The sequence below is a fragment of the Ruegeria sp. BHSC029 genome (assembly GCF_059613085.1).
This window is the reverse complement of record NZ_JBXWRU010000002.1, coordinates 426,977-443,319: the sequence shown is the minus strand read 5'-3', so window position 1 is coordinate 443,319 and position 16,343 is coordinate 426,977. Positions and strand designations below refer to the sequence as shown.

General features: G+C 62.1%; 18 protein-coding genes. 7 read left to right on the top strand and 11 right to left on the bottom strand.

The features are described from left to right. The first annotated feature begins 134 nt into the window (after positions 1-134). From AC2FML_RS05890 to AC2FML_RS05880, 3 genes are all read left to right on the top strand, one after another. Positions 135-1,070 carry a DMT family transporter gene (locus AC2FML_RS05890; RefSeq protein ID WP_496782368.1) on the top strand — a complete coding sequence of 312 codons (936 nt, stop codon included), beginning with the start codon at positions 135-137 and terminating at the stop codon, positions 1,068-1,070. Next, positions 1,067-1,714 (top strand): sulfotransferase family 2 domain-containing protein, encoded by a 648-nt coding sequence (locus AC2FML_RS05885; RefSeq protein WP_170358384.1) that lies wholly within the window; start codon positions 1,067-1,069, stop codon positions 1,712-1,714. The genes AC2FML_RS05890 and AC2FML_RS05885 overlap by 4 nt, the downstream gene beginning before the upstream one ends. Before the next feature lie 186 nt (positions 1,715-1,900). Beyond that, positions 1,901-2,665, top strand: coding sequence for a Hint domain-containing protein (locus AC2FML_RS05880; protein WP_496782366.1), 765 nt, complete (start codon positions 1,901-1,903; stop codon positions 2,663-2,665). A gap of 55 nt (positions 2,666-2,720) precedes the next feature. On the opposite strand, the gene AC2FML_RS05875 is transcribed toward AC2FML_RS05880, so the two are convergent. The 7 genes from AC2FML_RS05875 to AC2FML_RS05845 all read right to left on the bottom strand — a co-directional run bounded on the left by AC2FML_RS05875 (position 2,721) and on the right by AC2FML_RS05845 (position 10,092). Then, positions 2,721-4,922: a 3-hydroxyacyl-CoA dehydrogenase NAD-binding domain-containing protein gene (locus AC2FML_RS05875; protein ID WP_496782364.1), complete on the bottom strand. Its 2,202-nt coding sequence runs from the start codon at positions 4,920-4,922 to the stop codon at positions 2,721-2,723. 23 nt (positions 4,923-4,945) lie between these two features. Continuing rightward, positions 4,946-6,157, bottom strand: a complete 1,212-nt coding sequence (locus AC2FML_RS05870) for an acetyl-CoA C-acetyltransferase (protein ID WP_170366562.1) — start codon at positions 6,155-6,157, stop codon at positions 4,946-4,948. Between the two features lie 10 nt (positions 6,158-6,167). Continuing rightward, positions 6,168-6,806 carry a glutathione S-transferase family protein gene (locus tag AC2FML_RS05865; RefSeq protein ID WP_170443344.1) on the bottom strand — a complete coding sequence of 213 codons (639 nt, stop codon included), beginning with the start codon at positions 6,804-6,806 and terminating at the stop codon, positions 6,168-6,170. 136 nt (positions 6,807-6,942) lie between these two features. After that, entirely contained in the window at positions 6,943-7,155 is a 213-nt protein-coding gene (locus AC2FML_RS05860; RefSeq protein WP_005981899.1) for a hypothetical protein, read from the bottom strand. Between the two features lie 56 nt (positions 7,156-7,211). Continuing rightward, a complete protein-coding gene (locus tag AC2FML_RS05855; protein ID WP_496782362.1) occupies positions 7,212-8,993 on the bottom strand; it encodes an acyl-CoA dehydrogenase C-terminal domain-containing protein in 1,782 nt (593 codons plus the stop codon). 46 nt (positions 8,994-9,039) lie between these two features. Beyond that, entirely contained in the window at positions 9,040-9,441 is a 402-nt protein-coding gene (locus tag AC2FML_RS05850; RefSeq protein WP_093962630.1) for a MerR family transcriptional regulator, read from the bottom strand. A gap of 282 nt (positions 9,442-9,723) precedes the next feature. Further along, entirely contained in the window at positions 9,724-10,092 is a 369-nt protein-coding gene (locus AC2FML_RS05845) for a MerR family transcriptional regulator (RefSeq protein ID WP_170337669.1), read from the bottom strand. Between the two features lie 113 nt (positions 10,093-10,205). Between AC2FML_RS05845 and AC2FML_RS05840 the strand changes: the two genes are divergently transcribed. Genes AC2FML_RS05840 through AC2FML_RS05830 form a run of 3 tightly spaced genes read left to right on the top strand, consistent with a single transcriptional unit; the run spans position 10,206 to position 12,467 of the window. Then, positions 10,206-10,625: a PaaI family thioesterase gene (locus AC2FML_RS05840; RefSeq protein ID WP_170358398.1), complete on the top strand. Its 420-nt coding sequence runs from the start codon at positions 10,206-10,208 to the stop codon at positions 10,623-10,625. A gap of 1 nt (position 10,626) precedes the next feature. Beyond that, on the top strand, positions 10,627-11,145 hold the full coding sequence (locus tag AC2FML_RS05835; RefSeq protein WP_170368762.1) for a PaaI family thioesterase: 519 nt from the start codon (positions 10,627-10,629) through the stop codon (positions 11,143-11,145). Positions 11,146-11,150: 5 nt separating this feature from the next. After that, on the top strand, positions 11,151-12,467 hold the full coding sequence (locus AC2FML_RS05830) for an MATE family efflux transporter (protein WP_170443340.1): 1,317 nt from the start codon (positions 11,151-11,153) through the stop codon (positions 12,465-12,467). On the opposite strand, the gene arsC is transcribed toward AC2FML_RS05830, so the two are convergent. Genes arsC through AC2FML_RS05810 form a run of 4 tightly spaced genes read right to left on the bottom strand, consistent with a single transcriptional unit; the run spans position 12,464 to position 14,623 of the window. Continuing rightward, positions 12,464-12,805 (bottom strand): arsenate reductase (glutaredoxin), encoded by a 342-nt coding sequence (arsC, locus tag AC2FML_RS05825; protein ID WP_170337675.1) that lies wholly within the window; start codon positions 12,803-12,805, stop codon positions 12,464-12,466. The genes AC2FML_RS05830 and arsC overlap by 4 nt on opposite strands. Next, positions 12,802-13,860: a quinone-dependent dihydroorotate dehydrogenase gene (locus AC2FML_RS05820; protein WP_496782359.1), complete on the bottom strand. Its 1,059-nt coding sequence runs from the start codon at positions 13,858-13,860 to the stop codon at positions 12,802-12,804. Before AC2FML_RS05820 ends, arsC begins: the two co-directional genes overlap by 4 nt. Next, positions 13,857-14,288 (bottom strand): DUF1330 domain-containing protein, encoded by a 432-nt coding sequence (locus AC2FML_RS05815; protein ID WP_170366556.1) that lies wholly within the window; start codon positions 14,286-14,288, stop codon positions 13,857-13,859. Before AC2FML_RS05815 ends, AC2FML_RS05820 begins: the two co-directional genes overlap by 4 nt. Then, positions 14,285-14,623: a DUF952 domain-containing protein gene (locus AC2FML_RS05810; protein WP_170359235.1), complete on the bottom strand. Its 339-nt coding sequence runs from the start codon at positions 14,621-14,623 to the stop codon at positions 14,285-14,287. The genes AC2FML_RS05815 and AC2FML_RS05810 overlap by 4 nt, the downstream gene beginning before the upstream one ends. 107 nt (positions 14,624-14,730) lie before the next feature. On the opposite strand from AC2FML_RS05810, the gene AC2FML_RS05805 reads away from it, so the two are divergent. After that, on the top strand, positions 14,731-16,308 hold the full coding sequence (locus AC2FML_RS05805) for a bifunctional metallophosphatase/5'-nucleotidase (RefSeq protein WP_496735024.1): 1,578 nt from the start codon (positions 14,731-14,733) through the stop codon (positions 16,306-16,308). Positions 16,309-16,343: the final 35 nt, after the last annotated feature.

Sequence of the window (16,343 nt, the reverse complement as noted above, 5' to 3'; positions counted from 1 at the left end):
CTGCTCGTTTTTTCTTTTGTCGATTTCTAACACGGAGAGATTAATCCGCGCAAACCTGTTGCGTGGTGATTTGGAAATGTGCTCGATAACCGGGACGCGCAGTTTCGGCCAAAGGGCCCGGAGGCCAAGGCCACATGCAGACAGCACATCCTTCTTCACCGGTTCTTGCATCGGTCCTGATGGTCTCGGCCATGGCAATCATCGGCGTCGTGGACAATTTCGTCATCCGACTGGCTGAAACAATCGGTCTGTGGCAATTCCACCTTGGCCGGGCCGTTATGATGCTGCCTCTTATCGTTGGACTGTCGTTTCTTGGGTTTGGAGGGCTGCGACCTCAGAGGTTTTGGGCGGTCCTGCTGCGCAGTGTTCTGATCACCCTGGCGATGTTGTTCTATTTCAGCTCACTGGCTTTGATGCCAATTGCTCAGGCCCTTGCGGGGCTGTTCACATCACCGATCTTCGTTCTGTTGATTTCCGCGCTGTTGCTGGACCAGAAGATCGGCCCCTGGCGGGTCTTGGCTGTGCTTATGGGGTTTGTCGGAATCCTCTGTGTTTTGCAGCCTGACCCCAATGCCTTTGATGCGACCAGCCTATTGCCGGTGGCAGGCGGCTTTTTCTATGCGCTCAGTGCGATCCTGACCCGAACGCATTGTGCAAACGAAAGCACCGTCGCCTTGCTGGCTGCGATGATTGTCACTCTTGGGCTGGCCGGCGCCCTTGGCCTCGCCGTGTTTTCGGTTTTGCCGGTTGTGGAGTCTGACGGCCCGGCCGGTTTTGTGACCCGGGGCTGGGTCTGGCCGATGGAGGCCGCTCTGCCGTGGGTCGCATTGCAGGCGGTTGGGTCCACGGCTGCGGTATTCATGCTGATCAAGGCCTACCAACTGGGCGAGCCGTCATATGTCGCGGTGTTCGAGTATTCGGTCATGATCTTCGGGCCGGTTTTTGCCTGGGTGGTGATGGGGCAGGGGATCGGACCGCTGCAGATTGCGGGCATCGCCCTGATCGCCGCGGCCGGCGCAGTGCTGGCGTGGCGGGCGAGCGTGGTTCCCCAACGGGAACCGGCGCAATGATTCTATCAACAGGGCGGACCTACATCTTCATACATATTCCCAAGACCGGGGGAACATCGCTGGCGCTGGCGCTCGAGCAGCGGGCCATGAAGGACGATATCCTGGTGGGCGACACCCCCAAGGCGCAGCGCAGAAACAAACGCAACAGGTCACTGAAGACGGCGGGAAGGCTGTGGAAACACTCCCGTCTGACCGATTTGCGGGGGCTTTTGCCCGACCAGCAGATGCAAGAGATGTTCGTGTTCACGCTGATCCGCAACCCGTGGGACCGGATGGTCAGCTATTACTACTGGCTGAGGGATCAGTCCTTTGATCACCCAGCAGTCCATCTGGCCGGGCGGCTGGATTTTGAGGCCTTTGTTCTGCACCCTAAAATCCAGCAGTCCTTTCGGGAAAACCCGTTCCCATCCTATGTCAGAGACGCCACCGGAACCGATCTTTGTCGCGCATACATTCGGATCGAAAGCTTTCAGCGGGATGCGGCCCCACTGTTCGATCATCTGGGGTTTCGTCTGGACCTTCCGCATGAAAACCGGTCAGCCCGGGGGGCGGAATACGCCAACTACTACTCGGTCCAGGCAAAAAAGGCTGTGTTTGACGCCTGTCGCGAAGACATAGAGAGATTCGAATATCGGTTCGAATAAGGCTGGTCGATTATTTCCCGAATTGCGCGAAACGCTGACAAATACAGGCTTTTGTTTATAAAAAAACGCGACTAATGGGGCGAAAAAGGCCCAAATTGGCCCTAAATATGGCAAAACTAAGTCACTCCCGAAAACTTCGTGCTAGCACAATGGGATAGTTTGAAAGTGCCAAAAGGGGGTAGGCACGTGTTGGAAGTAGTGAGTGTTTCGGGGTTTTCCGAAAATAATATCCAGACCGTACCGGGTGACGCCGTTTCGGTCAGGCGTGGCGGATTGCTGCACGGGACGAAGGTTGCCACCACCAATGGCTGGAAACTGGCCGAGGCATTGGTTGCCGGCGATCTGGTCAGAACGATGGACAACGGGTTTCAGGAAGTGAAACGCGTGTCCCACGACAGAATAGCCGTACCGGCTGGCGAGGTTCGACCTGACTTTTTGCCCGTGCGCGTGCCGTCCCGCGCGGCATATAACGGTCGTGCGGTCTGGCTGATGCCCGAGCAGGGAATGGCCGTAGCCTTGTCTTCTGATTTCAACATAGACGAGGGGCTGGCGATCATTCCGGCGCGTCTGCTGAGCGGGCACTTCAGCTTTTCCTCTCGGACACCGGCAGAGGAATTCCAGGTCACATCGCTGTTTTTTGAGCAGGACGAAGTGGTCTTCATCGAGGGTGGCTTTCAAGCCTTCTGTTCCTCGTGCCGCATCCGTTCGCTGTCTGGCCCATCCCGACGATCCTACGCGGTGCTGGAAGAATCCGAGGCGCGGAGCCTCGTCACATCTATCGCAGAGGCCGGCGAACTGTCGCCCCTTGCAAACCCGTTGGGTGCACTGCCTGCACCCATCCCGCAGGAACCGATCTTTCCGATACGTCCCCCATCGGGGGTGCGGCGTCCGGGACGTCCGGGGCGGCCCAACGTGCCGGCCTTGTTTCTGCGGCCTGAATGGCAGACCTGACCAAACACTCTAAGAAAGATGCTGGCGCATGGGATCATGCGCCAGCATCACTTGTTCAGGCAGCTTTGGCTTCGGGGTCGAAGCGGCCGTAGAAGGTCTGACCTTTTTCGGCCATCTCGCGCAGCAGCGGCGGGCAGGCGAAGCGGTCACCGTATTTCTCTGACAGCTGGTCACAACGCTCGGCCGCGTAGGGCGCACCGATGATATCAAGCCAGCTGAACGGACCACCTGACCACGGCGCAAAGCCCCAGGCCAGGATGGCGCCGACATCGCCTTCGCGGATGTCTTCCAGAACACCTTCTTCAAGCGCGCGCACGGCTTCGAGAACCTGTGCGAACATCAGGCGTTCCTGTACCTCGATCAAGTCGGGCTGCTGCTCGGCCAGCGGATACTTGTCCTGCAGACCTTTCCAGTAGCCGATGCGCTTGCCGTTTTCGTCATAATCGAAGAACCCGGCCTTGGACTTGCGGCCCAGGCGACCCTGTTCTTCCATCCAGAAGATCAGATCGTCCGCCGGACTTTCCGGGTAGGCGTCGCCCATTGCCGCCTTGGTCGCCCGGGCAATCTTGGCGCCCAGGTCGATCGAAGTTTCGTCGGTTAGCTGAACCGGACCCACCGGGAAGCCCAGTTGACGGGCGGCGTTGTCGACCAGAACCGGGCTGACGCCTTCGGTGATCATCCGCGCCCCTTCGTTGATGTAGGGGATGATGCAGCGGTTGCAGTAGAAGAACCGCGCGTCATTGACCACGATCGGCGTCTTGCGGATCTGGCGGACATAGTCCAGCGCCTTGGCCACGGCCCGGTCACCGGTTTCCTTGCCCTTGATGATCTCGACCAGGAACATCTTCTCGACCGGCGAGAAGAAGTGGATGCCGATGAACTGATCGGGCCGCTTGCTGGCCTTGGCCAGTTCGGTGATCGGCAGGGTCGAGGTGTTCGAGGCAAAGATGCAGTCCTCGGGGATGATCGCCTCGACCTTCTGGGTCATCTCGGCCTTGACCTTGGGATCCTCGAACACGGCTTCGATGATCAGATCGCAGCCCGCCAGCTTTTCGAGGTCCGGCGTGGCAGTGATGCGGGCCAGCATGGCCTCTTTCTTCTCGGCCGTGACCTTGCCACGCTTCATGCCCTTGTCCAGATAGGCTTCGGTATAGGCCTTGCCTTTGTCGGCGGCGGCCTGATCGCGGTCGATCAGCACGACCTCCATCCCGGCCTGCGCCGAGACCAGCGCGATGCCCGCACCCATCATGCCTGCACCCAGAACGCCGATCTTCTTGACCGACTGATCCGGAATGCCTTGCGGACGAACGGCGCCTTTTTCCAGCGCTTCCTTGTTCAGGAACAGCGAACGGATCATCGCGCCCGAGGACGGGTTCATCAGCACCGAGGTGAACCAGCGCGCCTCGATCTTCAGCGCGGTGTCGAAATCGACCAGCGCGCCTTCATAGACCGCGCTCAGCAGGGCCTTGGCCGCCGGGAAGGCGCCTTGGGTCTTGCCGTTTACCATGGCCGAGGCACCCACGAAGTTCATGAAGCCCGCCGGGTGATAGGGCGCACCGCCGGGCATCTTGTAGCCCTTGGCGTCCCACGGCTTGACCAGATCGGCATCCTTGGCGTTCAGCACCCATTCCTTGGCCGCTGCCAGCGGATCGGCTGCGATCTCGTCGATGTAGCCTGCGCCCTTGGCCTTTTTCACGTCCAGCATCTTGCCTTCCAGCAGCAGCGGAGCCGCCGCGATGGCGCCCACCTTGCGGACCATACGCGTGGTGCCGCCCGCGCCGGGGAAGATGCCGACCATGATTTCCGGCAGGCCGTATTTGGCCTTGGGGTTTTCGGCGGCAAAGATGCGATGGGTCGCCAGCGGCAGCTCCATGCCGATGCCGGCGGCGGTGCCGGGCAGGGCGGCCGCGATCGGTTTGCCACCTTTCTTGGTCTTGGGGTCCATGCCAGCCAGCTCGATCTTGCGCAGCAGGGCGTGCATCTTCATCGTGCCTTCGAACAGGCCCTTGGCCGGGTCGTCGCCCGCCTGTTCCTTCATCACCGCCAGCAGGTTCAGGTCCATGCCGCCAGCGAACGAGCCTTCCTTGCCGCTGGTGATCACGATTCCCTTGATCTCGTCATCGGTCAGGGCCTGATCGATGCAGTCGTTCAGTTCGGACAGGCCGTCGAACGACATCACGTTCATGGTCTTGCCGGGGACGTCCCAGGTGATGATGCCAACGCCGTCGGCGTCTTTGGTCAGTGTAAAATCAGCCATTTTTCTTCTCCTGATCCCCGCCGTTACACACGTTCGATGATGGTTGCCGCGCCCATGCCGGATGCGATGCACAAGGTGGCCAGACCGGTTTCCTTGTCCTGGCGCTCCAGCTCGTCCAACAGGGTGCCGATGATGATCGCGCCGGTGGCGCCCAGCGGGTGGCCCATGGCGATCGAACCGCCATTGACGTTGACCAGCGCCGGATCGACGTCAAACGCCTGCTGGAACCGCAGCACGACCGAGGCGAAGGCCTCGTTGACCTCGAACAGGTCCAGATCACTGATCTTCATGCCGGTTTCGGCCAGGATCTTTTCGGTCACCGGAACCGGGCCGGTCAGCATGATGGTCGGGTCGGTGCCGATCTTGGCGGTGGCCTTGATGCGGGCGCGCGGCTTCAGGCCGTATTTCTCGCCGAATTCCTTGTTGCCGATCAGAACGGCCGCCGCGCCATCCACAATGCCCGACGAGTTGCCGGCGTGGTGGATGTGGTTGATCTTTTCCAGGTGCGGGTATTTCAGCATCGCCACCTTGTCGAAACCGGGCATCTGCTCGCCCATCATCTGGAAGGACGGGTTCAGCGCGCCGAGGCTCTGCATGTCGGTGCCGGGGCGCATGTATTCGTCGCGGTCCAGAATGGTCAGGCCGTTGCGGTCCTTGACGGTGATCACCGACTTGGCAAAGCGGTTCTCTTCCCACGCCTTGGCCGCGCGTTTCTGAGACTCGACGGCCAGCGCGTCGGCATCGTCACGGCTGAAACCGTATTCGGTGGCGATGATGTCGGCCGAGATGCCCTGCGGGACGAAATAGGTCTCCATCGCCAGCGACGGGTCGACCGCGATGGCGGCGCCGTCGCTGCCCATGGGCACGCGGCCCATCATCTCGACGCCGCCTGCGATATAGGCCTCGCCCGCGCCGCCTTTGACCTGATTGGCGGCCAGGTTCACGGCCTCCATGCCGGATGCGCAGAACCGGTTGATGGCTAGACCGGGGATCGATTCATCCAAGTCCGAGGCCAGAACCGCGGACCGCGCCAGGCAGCCACCCTGTTCCATCACCTGGGTGACGTTGCCCCAGATCACGTCCTCGACGGCGTGGCCTTCCAGGTTGTTGCGTTCCTTGATGGCGTTCAGGGCCACCGCCGACAGGCGCACCGAGGTCACCTCGTGCAGGCTGCCGTCCTTGCGGCCCTTGCCGCGCGGGGTGCGCAGGGCATCATAAATGTAAGCTTCGGTCATACTTCTCTCCTCAAGCTCGATCCGACGGGTTGCCGGGCATCAGGTCATAGGGGTGTTTCCATCCGGGCTGCTCGGACAGGCGGGTCAGCCAGGCGTCGATATGGGGCCATTCGGCGCGGTCAAAGCCGAAGGGTTCAGGGTAATACAGGTAGCCGCCGCAGCTGAGATCAGCGTTGGTCACACTGTCGCCGACGATCCAGTCGCGGCCTTCCAGATGCGCGTTCAGCACCTGATAGGCGGCCTTCAGTCGGCCCTGGTTGAAGGCGATCACATCCGGGTTGCGGTGCTCTTCGGGCAGGAAGTTCATCAGGAAACGGGTCAGGCCCGCCATCGAACTGAGTTTGTGGTTGTCCCACAGCACCCAGCGCAGGATGTTATAGTTCTCTTCCCGCGTCTTGCCGCCGAATTTCCCTGATTTTTCGGTGACATAGGCCTGAATCGCGCCCGACTGGCTGGTCCGGAAGTCTCCGTCGATCAGCACCGGCGCTTCGCCCATTTCGTTGACTTCGGCGCGGTATTCGGGGGTTCGGGTCTGGCCGTTGAAGAAATCGACAAAGACCGGCTCCCATTCCAACCCCGACATCTCGAGCGCAAGGGCGGCCTTGTACGAGTTTCCGCTTTCTCCGAAGCAATGCAGTTTTATCGTCATGCACTCACCCCTCCCAAGGCGGTTTGTACGGTTTCGTCACGCACGTGTTTCGAGAAAGACCTGACCGCGGGCCGCAGCCGCGTTCGGACTTGTCTTGCTGAAAACACGCCGGGCCTGGGCTAGGCATTGGGGTCGTCTAGCGTTTGCGCGCCTCAAGCTCGGAATTGAAGATGCGCAGCCGGTGGGTCAGGTTCTCCTCGTCGATCACGCTGTTGAAGTTCTCGAACAGGAATGACAGCGCCTCTCCTTCGTCCAGCCCGGCCTCGCGGGCAAACCCCTTGAGTTTTCGATACCCGTCCTCAGTCATGGCGACGGGAAAGCGGCGGGTCAGGCGAAAGCGTTTGGGCATGTCATCTCCTCCATGAGCGCTGGTTCCGGGCGGGGTCGCCCGGAACCAGACTGGGATCAGAAGTTCGCCGCGTCCAGTGCCATCACCGTGTCGGCGCCGGTCTGGATCCGCGCCAGGTGCATGCCCGTGGCCGGCAGACGGCGCGCCATGTAGTAGCGGCCGGTGGCGATCTTGGTCTCGTAGAAGTCCTTGTCGGACGCACCGGCATCCAGTGCTTCCTGCGCGGCCTTGGCCATCTGCGCCCACATCAGGCCCAGGCAGACATGACCGAACATGTGCATGAAGTCATACGAGCCCGACAGAGCGTTGTTCGGGTTGGTCATGCCGTTCTGCATGAAATACATGCCGGCGGCCTGCAGGTCTTTCGAGGCGGCCTTCAGCGGTTCGATGAAGGCCTTGTCATAGGCTTCGTCCTTGCCGCTGTTTTCCTTGCAGAAGGTTTTGACCATGTCGAAGAAGGCCATGACATGCTTGCCGCCGTCCTGCGCCAGCTTGCGGCCGACCAGGTCCAGCGCCTGAACGCCGTTGGCTCCTTCGTAGATCATGGCGATGCGGGCGTCGCGGGTGTATTGCGACATGCCCCATTCCTCGATGTAGCCATGGCCGCCATAGACCTGCTGGGCCTGAACGGTCATGTCATAGCCCTCGTCGGTCAGGAAACCCTTGATGACCGGGGTCATCAGCGAGATCAGCCCGTCGGCATCCTTGTCACCCGAACGGTGCGCCTTGTCGATCAGGGTCGCGCCCCACAGGATGAAGGCCCGCGCGCCTTCCACAAAGCTTTTCTGGTCCATCAGGCTGCGGCGGATGTCGGGATGTACGATCAGCGGATCGGCCGGGCCGTCGGGATTCTTGGCGCCGGTCACGTCGCGGCCTTGCAGGCGGTCCTTGGCGTATTCCAGCGCGTTCTGATAGGCGGCTTCGGCCTGAGCCAGACCTTGCATGCCGACACCCAAACGCGCTTCGTTCATCATGGTGAACATGGCGCGCATGCCCTTGTGTTCCTGACCCAGCAGCCAGCCGGTTGCGCCGTCATAGTTCATCACGCAGGTCGAGTTGCCGTGGATGCCCATCTTTTCTTCGATCTTGCCGACCGAAACACCATTGCGCTCGCCCAGGCTGCCGTCTTCGTTCACCAGGAACTTGGGCACGATGAACAGCGACACTCCCTTGATGCCCTCGGGGCCGCCGGGGATCTTGGCCAGCACCAGGTGGATGATGTTGTCGGCCATGTCGTGATCGCCGGACGAGATAAAGATCTTTTGGCCGGTGATCTTGTAGCTGCCATCGCCCTGCGGCTCGGCCTTGGTGCGCATCAGGCCCAGATCGGTGCCGCAATGCGGCTCGGTCAGGTTCATGGTGCCGGTCCATTCACAGCTGACCATCTTGGGCAGATATGTGTCTTTCTGCGCATCGGTGCCGTGCGCCAGGATGGCCGAGGCCGCGCCGTGGGTCAGGCCCTGATACATGGTGAAGGCCTGGTTTGCGGCCGAGAACATCTCGCCCACGGCCGTGCCAAGAACATAAGGCATGTTCTGGCCGCCATATTCCTCGGGCATATCCAGACCGGTCCAGCCGCCTTCCTTGACCTGCTCGAACGCGTCCTTGAACCCGGTCGGGGTGTAGACGACGCCGTTTTCCAGCCGGCAGCCTTCGGTGTCGCCGACCACGTTCAGCGGGTGCAGCAGGTTGACGGCGACCTTGCCGGCCTCCTCCAGAACGGCGCCCGTGAACTCGGGCTCCAGCTCATCGTAGCCCGGAATATCCGAGGCCGAGATTTTCAGAACGTCATGCAGAACGAATTGCGTGTCTTTGGTAGGCGCGTTGTAAACGGGCATTTGAAGCTCCCTTAATTCAGATGTCCGGGTGGCAGGCGGCGCGGAGTTACTCGGCCGCCTTCTTTTCCTGTTTCATCGAGGCGATGACCTTCTCGCCCCAGCGCAACTGCTCCTTCAGATCGTCGATCGCCTGGGTCAGTTCCTCGCGGCGGGCTTCCATGTCTGCCAGACGCTCGCACGCGATTTCATAGGTGCGGGTCATCTGGGTCAGTTGCTGGTCGCCGACATGGTACAGATCCAGAAGCTGACGAATCTCTTCCAGGCTGAAGCCAAAGCGCTTGCCGCGCAGGATCAGCTTGAGCCGCGCCCGGTCACGTTTGGTGAACAGCCGTTTCTGGCCCTCACGGATCGGAAACAGAAGCTCTTTGGCTTCGTAGAACCGCAAGGTCCGCGGCGTGACGTCATAGGTCTCGCACATCTCGCGGATGGTCATAAGATCTTCGGTCATTGGTCACCCTCTCGTCGCTGGCGTCATGAGAAAGTTGCGCAGTCGATGGCCGCTTTACAACATGAGATTGACGTTTACGTAATCCAGACGCTGCGTCACAAAGAAATTGACGTAACTTCCGGTCGCGTAAAGCGACGGGTTGGCAATTTTCTTTCCGTTAGGTCAGCCAAATCCACTGTACCCGCGCGGTTCGAATCCGACGGGCAGGCGGCAGGGCGCCAGCCGAAAAATTCGGATTTCCGGTGTAATGAAGGATGGATTTGGGGGCTCGAACTGGCCGATTTAGGTCAGCGAGTTGGCCGTTTGATCGCGAAGGCGCTGCAACTCGTCCATGGCTTCGTCCAGTTGCTGACGCTGCTGACGCAGCTCTTCCATCTGGCGGTCGGCCATTTCGATAAAGGTAGCCATCTGGGCCTTGTTGCCTTGATCTTCGTAGATCAACAACCACTGCCGAATTTCCTCAAGTGGAAACCCGAACTTTCGGCCACGCATGATCAGCTTCATCCGCGCACGCTCGCGCGGACCGTAAAACCGGGACCGTCCTTCCCGGTCTGGCTGCAGCAGCTCGATATACTCGTAGTAGCGCAGGGTGCGCGGAGTCACGTCGAACTCGGCGCACATCTCTTTGAATGACAAACGCTTGTCGGACATTCCTGTTCTCCTCGGTTGCAACCTAGGGCGTTGTGCGGACAAGCGCAACAGGCGGGCTTGCCCTTTGCGCGCAGAGCAGATCATAAAGGGGCAGGACAACAGGACTGAACCTCATGGTCGACAAGACAGTACTCGCCCGCCAGTTCATCGAGGCGATCCCCCATGCGCGGGCCCTGGGCCTGACGCTGACCCATATCGGCGAGGGTGAGGCCGAGATCACCATGCCTTACAACGAGGATCTGATCGGCGATCCCCGCACTGGCGTGATTCACGGCGGGGCTGTGTCGGCCAGCCTGGATACTTGCTGCGGGGCTGCGGTCATGAGCCATCCGGCGGCGCCGGGCGGCACAGCAACCATCGATCTGCGCATCGACTACATGCGCGCCGCAACGCCCGGCCAGACGATCACCACCCGCGCGACCTGCTATCACATCACGCGCAATGTGGCCTTCGTGCGCGCAACTGCCATGGACGACGATCAGGATCGCCCGGTGGCCACCGCCTCGGGCGCCTTCACAGTCGAGGGGAAGTGAGATGGCAAGACCCCGTCCCGAACCGATGCAGGTGGTGAAACAGCGCCGCGACGCGGCCCTCAAGGCGCTGGTCGAGGGTGTTCCGTATATCCGGTTCCTCAATATCAGCTTCGACCGGCGCGGAGACGAACTGACCGGAGTTCTGAATTTCGACGAAAAGCTGATCGGCAACCCGTTCCTGCCGGCGATTCATGGGGGCGTCACGGCGGCCTTTCTCGAGGTGACGGCGGTGATCACGCTCAGCTGGGAGCACCTGTTCCCGCGCATCGAAAGCGGTGAGATCGATGCCGAGGACATCATCTCCGATCACAGTATCCGCTTTCCCAAGACCATCGATTTCACGGTGGATTACCTGCGCTCGGGCCTGCCGCGCGATGCCTATGCACGCGCCTTCATCAGCCGGGCGGGTCGGCGGTATGCCTCGGTGCGCGTCGAGGCTTGGCAGGACAACCACGCCAAGCTGTTCGCGCAGGCCACAGGGCATTTCCTGATGCCGCAAGAGCCTTCGGCCAAGAGCTGAGCAAAATGCGGGACGCCTCGGCACCCATTACGCACAGACGGGTGCTGAAGATCGCGGTGCCGATCGTGCTGTCCAACGCGACGGTGCCGATTCTGGGCGCGGTAGATACCGGCGTGGTCGGCCAGATGGGGCAGGCCGCCCCGATCGGCGCGGTTGGCATTGGCGCGGTCATTCTGGCCACGATCTACTGGGTGTTCGGCTTTCTGCGCATGGGCACGACCGGATTGGCGGCGCAGGCCCGAGGCGCGGGAGACACGGCCGAAACCGGTGCGCTGCTCATGCGCGGCCTGCTCTTGGGCGGCGCGGCGGGGCTGTTCTTTATCGTGGCGCAGGTGGCGGTGTTCGCAGGGGCCTTCGCGCTGTCGCCCGCCAGCCCCGAGGTCGAGGCGTTGACGCGCAAATACCTCGAGATTCGCATCTGGGGCGCCCCCGCGACCATTGCGCTTTATGCCGTGACAGGCTGGCTGATCGCGGTCGAGCGCACGCGCGGCGTGTTCGTCCTGCAGGTTTGGATGAACGGGCTGAACATCCTGCTGGATCTGTGGTTCGTGCTGGGGCTGGGCTGGGGCGTCGAAGGGGTGGCGGTGGCCACGCTGGTTGCCGAATGGACGGGTCTGGCGCTGGGTCTGTGGCTGTGCCGCGATGCGTTCGGGGGTAATCAATGGCGCGATTGGGCGCGGATCTTCGACCCCGCCCGCCTGCGCCGGATGATGCAGGTCAATGGCGACATCATGATCCGGTCGGTCCTGCTGACCGGGTCCTTCACCACCTTTCTGTTCGTGGGCGCCGATCTGGGCGACGTGACGCTGGCCGCCAACCAGGTGCTGCTGCAGTTCCTGGAAATCACCGCTTTTGCACTGGACGGGTTCGCCTTTTCTGCCGAGGCATTGGTAGGCAGCGCCGTCGGAGCCAAGGACCGTTACCAGGTCCGGCGCGCCTCGGTCATGGCGTCGCAATGGGGCGTCGGTGGGGCTTTGGTGCTGGGGGCCACGTTTTTTGTGGCAGGGCCCGCATTGATCGACCTGATGGCCACCGCGCCCGAGGTGCGGATCACGGCGCGCGAATACCTGATCTGGGCGGCGCTGGCCCCGGTGGTCGGCGTTGCCAGCTGGATGTTCGACGGCATCTACATCGGCGCCACCTGGACCCGCGCCATGCGCATCGCCATGATCCAGTCGGTGGCAATCTATGTGGTGGCGCTGTTCCTGCTGGTGCCGACCATGGGCAATCACGGGCTGTGGGCCGCGCTGATGGTGCTGAACACCGCCCGCGCGGTGACGCTGGGCCTGCGCTATCCCCGGCTCGAGGCGCAGGTGGCCTAGAGCAGGGTCAGCAGGGTCTCGGGCGGGCGACCGATTGCGGCCTTGTCGGTGGTGATCCCGATGGGGCGTTCGATGAGGATCGGGTTCTCGGCCATGGCGTGAACCAAGGCCTCTTCGGGTGTTTCCCTACTCAGCCCCAGTTCCTTGAACCGCGCCTCGCCCCTGCGCATCATCTCGATCGCCGGGATGCCCAACCGGGACAGCACCGCGCGCAGCTCATCCGCGCTGGGCGCGTCCTCGAGGTATCTGCGAACGGTGACTTCGGCGCCGCGGTCCTGCAGCAGGGCCAGCCCGGCGCGCGATTTTGAACAGCGTGGGTTGTGCCAGTATTCGATCACAGCCAATCCTCTCGTTTGCTGCCGACGGCGTCGGCCACCGACTTGAACCCGTCCCGCGCCAGCAGGGCGTCCAGCCCCCGCGCGATCTCGGCCGCCAGCGACAGGCCGCCATAGACCATCGCGGTATAGAACTGCACGGCCGAGGCCCCGGCGCAGATTTTGGCATAGGCCTGTTCGGCCGTGCCGATGCCACCCACGCCGATCAGCGGGATCTGCCCGTCGGTCAACTGGCTCAGCCGAGCCAGAACGCGGGTCGATTTCTCGAACAGGGGCGCGCCCGACAATCCGCCGGCCTGATCCTTGTGCAGGCTGCGCAGCCCTTCGCGCGACAAGGTCGTGTTGGTGGCGATGACACCGTCGATGCCCGTGTCACGGGCGACATCGGCGATGTCCCGCAGTTCGTCATCCGTCAGGTCGGGGGCGATCTTCAGAAACACCGGGACCCGCCGCGCCAAGGCATCGCGGGTGTCCAGCACACCTGCCAGCAGGGCGCTCAGCGCTTCTTTCCCCTGCAGGTCGCGCAGCTTTTCGGTGTTGGGTGACGAGACATTCACCGTGGCGAAATCCAGCCATTGCCCGCAATGGGCCAGCACATGCGCAAAATCCCGCGCCCGGTCGGTGCTGTCTTTGTTGGCGCCCAGGTTCAGGCCGATCACCGCGTCCTTGGGGCGGTGCGCCAGACGCCGGGCCATCGCCTCCATCCCTTCGTTGTTGAAGCCGAACCGGTTGATGGCGGCGCGGTCCTCGGTCAGGCGGAACAGTCGCGGCTTGGGGTTGCCCGGCTGCGGGCGCGGGGTCACGGCGCCCACCTCAATGAATCCGAAGCCCGTGCGCGACAGCGGGCCCAGAACCTCGCCATTCTTGTCGAACCCGGCGGCCAGCCCCACCGGGTTGGGCAGGTCCAGCCCGGCAAGTTGCGTGCGCAAGCGCGTCGAGGTGACGGGACCGGGCGCCGGGGTCAGACCCGTTTTCAGCGCCTTGATCGACAGGCCGTGCGCGGTTTCTGGGTCCAGGCGATGTAGCGCGGCCAGGGCCAGTTTCTCGGTCAGTTTCATCCGAAGGACGCTCCGGTTGGGGTAGGGGCGGTGCGGATCAGGCGCGAGTCGGCCACCGCCGCCTGCCGGTGAATGACCGCCGCGCGATAGGCCGGGTCGGTCACCATCTCCAGAAACGCATGGGCCGAGGGGTAACGGGCGATGAACATCTCGTCCCACGCTTCGCCCTTCGGGCCGATCAGCGTTGTCTGGAACGTGCCGCGCCAGATGATCGAGGCCCCCAGCCGCGCGATGATCGGGGCGGTTTCGGCACCATACCGGCGATAGGCTTCTGCGCCGCTCAGCCCCGCGCCGGCCAGGTCGTGGCCTGCGGGATAGACGGCCTTGGCGCGGAACTGCACAAGGTTCAGCATCTCGATCGGGTGATCGCGGTCCAGCGCTTTGAACGCCTCGAACTCGGCGCGGTCGGGGTCGATATGGCCGGTCATTGCATCTCCTTGGGGAAGCGGTGCGCGCCGTTTTCCAGCGACAGCGGCTTGGCCCAGACCACATCCGCCATGCGCATGTTGCGATAGAGATGCGGGAACAAGGCCCCGCCGCGCGAGACCTCCCATCTCAGATCATCGCCCATTTTCTGGGCATCGCAGGCCACGAGGGTCAGGTTTTCGACCCCGGCAAAGTGTTTAGCCGCGGTCTCGGCCGCCTGTTCTGCGGTGGAGAAATGCACAAACCCATCCGCCACATCGATGGGCGCGCCCCGGGTTTCGCCCTGTGCCTGCAGGGCCGCCCATTCCTCGGCCCGGAATATCTTGTAGATCAGCATGGCGCCGTGATGCCCCGCGCGCGGGGTAGAATCAAGCCGCATTTCCCCCTTTGACTCTTTGCCGCCCTCGGCGCACGATCCTGACAATCAATTACAGGGAGTTTCAAATGATTACCCGTTTCCTGACATCCGTGGCGGCCCTTGGCCTGACTGCAGGCATGGCGGCGGCCGACTACAAGCTGACCATTCTGCACACCAACGACTTCCATTCCCGGTTCGAGCCGATCAACAAATATGACAGCGGCTGTGGTGCCGAGGACAATGCCGAGGGCAAGTGCTTCGGCGGTTCGGCGCGACTGGTGACCGCGGTCAACGATGCCCGCGCACGGGCCGAAAACTCGATCCTCGTGGACGGCGGTGACCAGTTTCAGGGGTCGTTGTTTTATACCTATTACAAGGGCAAGGTCGCGGCCGAGTTCATGAACAAGCTGGGCTATGATGCGATGACCGTGGGCAACCACGAATTCGATGACGGCCCCGAGGTTCTGGCCGGTTTCGTCGATGCGGTCGAATTTCCGATTCTGATGTCGAATGCGAACATCGAGAACGAAGAACTTCTGACTGACCGGATCAAGAAATCGACCGTGATCGAAGTGGGTGGAGAGAAGATTGGCCTGATCGGCCTGACCCCCGAAGACACCGACGAGTTGGCTTCACCCGGGCCGAATGTCGTGTTCTCTGATCCTGTTCCGGCGGTTCAGGCCGAGGTGGACAAGCTGACGGCGGAAGGCATCAACAAGATCATCGTGCTCAGCCACTCGGGCTATGGCGTCGACCAGCGGGTCGCGCAGGAAACCACGGGTGTTGACGTGATCGTGGGAGGACACTCGAACACCTACCTGTCGAACACTTCGGACAAGGCCGCCGGGCCGTACCCGACCGTGGTGAACGGGGTGCAGATCGTTCAGGCCTATGCCTACGGCAAGTTCCTGGGCGAGCTGAACGTGACCTTCGATGACGACGGCAACGTGGTTCAGGCGGTCGGTGAGCCGCTGATCATGGACAACACCGTGACCGAGGATCAGGCTGCCCTGGATCGCATCGCAGAACTGGCCACGCCGCTGGACGAGATCCGCAACAAGGTCGTGGCCAATGCCGCGGCTCCGATCGAAGGGGACCGGTCGATCTGCCGCGTGCAGGAATGCGAGATGGGTAACCTGGTGGCCGATGCCATGCTGGCGCGGGTCGCCGATCAGGGCGTTCAGATCGCCATCGCCAACTCGGGTGGCTTGCGCGCCTCGATCGACGCGGGCGACGTGACCATGGGCGAGGTGCTGACCGTTCTGCCCTTCCAGAACACGCTCTCGACCTTCGAGATCAGTGGGCAGGGTATCATCGATGCGCTGGAAAACGGCGTCAGCCAGGTAGAAGAGGTCAAGGGTCGCTTCCCGCAGGTGGCGGGGCTGAAATTCACCTGGGATCCGTCGGTTGCTCCCAACGAAGGCCGCGTGACCGAGGTCATGGTGGCCGAAGGTGATGGGTATGTGCCGATCGATCCGGCCAAGACCTATTTGGTGGTGACCAACAACTATGTCCGCAACGGTGGCGACGGGTACAAGATGTTCTCTGGCGAGGACAAGAATGCCTACGACTTCGGTCCCGATCTTGCGGATGTGACCGCTGAATACCTTGCGGCCAATGCGCCCTACACGCCCTATCTGGACGGACGTATCCAGCAGAAGTGATTGCTGACACAAAGAAAGAAAAGGCCGCATCCTTG

Coding starts and splice junctions, on each gene's coding strand:
- AC2FML_RS05875 (WP_496782364.1), bottom strand. CDS start 4,922: ATGGCTGATTTTACACTGACCAAAGACGCCGACGGCGTTGGCATCATC.
- AC2FML_RS05890 (WP_496782368.1), top strand. CDS start 135: ATGCAGACAGCACATCCTTCTTCACCGGTTCTTGCATCGGTCCTGATG.
- AC2FML_RS05840 (WP_170358398.1), top strand. CDS start 10,206: ATGGTCGACAAGACAGTACTCGCCCGCCAGTTCATCGAGGCGATCCCC.
- AC2FML_RS05860 (WP_005981899.1), bottom strand. CDS start 7,155: ATGCCCAAACGCTTTCGCCTGACCCGCCGCTTTCCCGTCGCCATGACT.
- AC2FML_RS05885 (WP_170358384.1), top strand. CDS start 1,067: ATGATTCTATCAACAGGGCGGACCTACATCTTCATACATATTCCCAAG.
- AC2FML_RS05865 (WP_170443344.1), bottom strand. CDS start 6,806: ATGACGATAAAACTGCATTGCTTCGGAGAAAGCGGAAACTCGTACAAG.
- AC2FML_RS05870 (WP_170366562.1), bottom strand. CDS start 6,157: ATGACCGAAGCTTACATTTATGATGCCCTGCGCACCCCGCGCGGCAAG.
- AC2FML_RS05810 (WP_170359235.1), bottom strand. CDS start 14,623: ATGCTGATCTACAAGATATTCCGGGCCGAGGAATGGGCGGCCCTGCAG.
- AC2FML_RS05835 (WP_170368762.1), top strand. CDS start 10,627: ATGGCAAGACCCCGTCCCGAACCGATGCAGGTGGTGAAACAGCGCCGC.
- AC2FML_RS05830 (WP_170443340.1), top strand. CDS start 11,151: ATGCGGGACGCCTCGGCACCCATTACGCACAGACGGGTGCTGAAGATC.
- AC2FML_RS05805 (WP_496735024.1), top strand. CDS start 14,731: ATGATTACCCGTTTCCTGACATCCGTGGCGGCCCTTGGCCTGACTGCA.
- AC2FML_RS05850 (WP_093962630.1), bottom strand. CDS start 9,441: ATGACCGAAGATCTTATGACCATCCGCGAGATGTGCGAGACCTATGAC.
- AC2FML_RS05855 (WP_496782362.1), bottom strand. CDS start 8,993: ATGCCCGTTTACAACGCGCCTACCAAAGACACGCAATTCGTTCTGCAT.
- AC2FML_RS05820 (WP_496782359.1), bottom strand. CDS start 13,860: ATGAAACTGACCGAGAAACTGGCCCTGGCCGCGCTACATCGCCTGGAC.
- AC2FML_RS05815 (WP_170366556.1), bottom strand. CDS start 14,288: ATGACCGGCCATATCGACCCCGACCGCGCCGAGTTCGAGGCGTTCAAA.
- AC2FML_RS05845 (WP_170337669.1), bottom strand. CDS start 10,092: ATGTCCGACAAGCGTTTGTCATTCAAAGAGATGTGCGCCGAGTTCGAC.